General features: G+C 63.3%; 1 protein-coding gene and 1 pseudogene. Both read right to left on the reverse strand.

The window, feature by feature from the left end:
- Positions 1 to 257: 257 nt before the first annotated feature.
- Positions 258 to 1,006 (reverse strand): annotated as a pseudogene (gene istB, locus MUO23_02975) (IS21-like element helper ATPase IstB).
- The gene (gene istA, locus MUO23_02980) at positions 1,003 to 2,217 is read right to left on the reverse strand and encodes an IS21 family transposase (GenBank protein ID MCJ7511918.1); all 1,215 of its coding nucleotides are present in this window, start codon (positions 2,215 to 2,217) and stop codon (positions 1,003 to 1,005) included. Before istA ends, istB begins: the two are co-directional and overlap by 4 nt.
- Between the last annotated feature and the right edge of the window lie 301 nt (positions 2,218 to 2,518).

The raw sequence follows: 2,518 nt of genomic DNA on the forward strand, positions 1-2,518 counted from the left end.
AGGAGTAGGTCGAGGCGTCCTCGGACCAGGTCACCCACCTGAACCGTCTGATTCTGACAGCCGTCGATGAGATCCTGGAGAAGTCATCCTTCCCGCCGATCATCATCCTTCAAGGAGATCATGGTCCGGCTGCCCATATGGTGTCAACACCGGTCGAAAACTGACCCACTTCCACCGGTCGAATTTTGACCCACCCCTCCGGCGGGGGGTCATTCGGCAGCCAGTGCCGTGGCCACCTTCACCTTGGAACCGATGAGTTACTTGTCTCTCAAGCGATAGGAGTCTCCCTTCAGGGACAGGATTTCGGCATGGTGCACGAGCCGGTCGATCATGGCAGCCGCGACGACCGCGTCGCCGAAGATCTCTCCCCAGGCGGTGAACGGTTTGTTGGAGGTCACGATCACCGAGCCGCGTTCGTAGCGGGAGGAGACCAGCTGGAAGAACACGTGTGCCTGCGGCCCAGTGCAGGCAGGTTGGCGGCCTCGGCATCGAAGGGGATGTAGCCCACCTCGTCGATGATGATCAGGCGCGTTCGCTCCAACTGGCGGAGGTAGGCCTCCAGATGCTTCTCGTGATTGGCTGCAGCCAGCCGCATCACCCATTGGGTCGCCGTGGCGAACTGCACCCGGTGGCCGGCCACGCAGGCCTTCATCCCCAGGGCCACCGCCAGGTGGGTTTTCCCCGTCCCCGGCGGACCGAGGAAGATCACGTTGTCGCGGGCCTCGATGAAGGACAATGTGGCCAGGTGCAGGACTACTTGCTGGCGCAGGCTGACCTGGTAGGCGAAGTCGAACTCCTCGACCGTCTTGCGAGCGGGGAAGTGCGCCGCCCGGATACGAGCTTCCCCGCCTTGGGCTTGTCGAGCCAGGACCTCATGATCGAGGAGCACCGTCAAGAAGTCTTCGTAGCTCCAACTCTCGTTGCGGGCTTGCTCGGCGACCCGGGACACGGCCTGGGCGATGCGAGGCGCCTTCATCTGGTGGATGAGGTAGGCTAGGTCGTTCATCGGGCCACCTCCTCCAGCAGGGCATCATAGACGGCCAGGTCGCGCTGCTCGACCTGCAGAGCGGCTTGCCTGGGGAGCTCCAGGCCAGGAACGAGATGGCGAGGCAGGACTGGCGAGGTCTCCTTGCGCACAGACCAGGGACGCTTCTGATGTTCGGGAAAGGTGATCACCTGATGATGCCCGAAACAGCGGGCATGCTGCGCCAGGAGATGGCCCTGGTCGTAGATGCGGACCGAGGTGGCATCCAGCTTGGCCCCCAGCCGTCTTCCGGCGAAAAGCAAGGGAATCGAGTAGTCGTTGGCATCCAGCCGGACGTAGCCCCAGCGGCTGGCCTTGGCGAAGAGGATCTCCTCGGCCTGGTAGGGCTCTTCGGGCAAGGCCATCAGCTGGCCCCGCTCGAGCTCGAACCGATCGATCGGGCGCTCGTCGAACCCCGAGTGAGTCCGGACGTTGCAGATCCCCTCCCGCCATCGATCGCCCTGAGCCTGCAGATCCTGCATGTCGGCAAACTTCCGCCCATACCAGAAGTTGTCCTTCACGTAGAAGATGGGCCGTTCGACCAGCCCCTTCTCGTGTGGCTCCCCGGGCCAAGTGGCCCAGGGCCGGAACCCGTAGCGATCGGCGAAGGGCAGGAACTGCGGATTGAAGGTCACCTCGGCCCCGCGCCGGTGCAGGACGACCGACTTGAGGTTGTCGTACACGATGGTGTGCGGGACCCCACCAAAGAAGGCCAGGGCTTCGGCATGGCATCTGAGGAAGTCCACCAGCCGCGTGCGGAAGGAGAAGATCACGGTCAGCATCCGGCTGTAGCCGAGAACCATGACAAACGCAGAGACCGGCCTCAGCTTCCCCAAGGCATCCGGGATGGGATCGGGCATCCGGGCCCAATCGACCTGACCGATCTCGCCCGGCGGATACACCGTGCGCTGGAAGGCTTGGATCGGCCGTGGACGAACCTGGTGAAGGTACGCGCGAAGGATCGTCATCCCTCCCGTGTAGCCCTCAGCGCTCAAGATCTCGCGCACCCGCACGGCCGAGAGGCGGGGATACTCTGCCAGCAGGTCCGCAATCCGACCCTTGAAAGGATCCAACTTCGAAGGCCCAGCTGTCCTCTGGTACTTCGGAGGCCTCTCCGACCTCAAGACCTCCCTTACCGTGTTGCGGGCCAGCCGAAGCTTCCGGCCTATCGCCCGGATCGACAGCCTCTCCACCCGATGCAATCGTCGCACCTCAGCCTAGACTTCCACGTTGACCATCCTCCCGCCTCCTCAGCCCCGTTCTGTCTGGGACTCAGGAGGCCTATCCTACCTTCCAGGAGGGGGGTCAATTTTCAACCGGTGATGCTGGGTCATTATTGAGCCGGTGGTGACAAGTGCTTTGCAGGCGCGCGATCCTGGCCTCCAGTGGGAACGCGATTCGAGATTCCGGGGTCTTCGCTCAGCCTCTCGCTGATGCTGACCCGGCTGGCGGGAGAGAGTCTCGCACTTCCCACTCACTTCTCGGTTCCCCTGG

Source organism: Anaerolineales bacterium (assembly GCA_022866145.1).
Taxonomy (GTDB): domain Bacteria; phylum Chloroflexota; class Anaerolineae; order Anaerolineales; family E44-bin32; genus PFL42.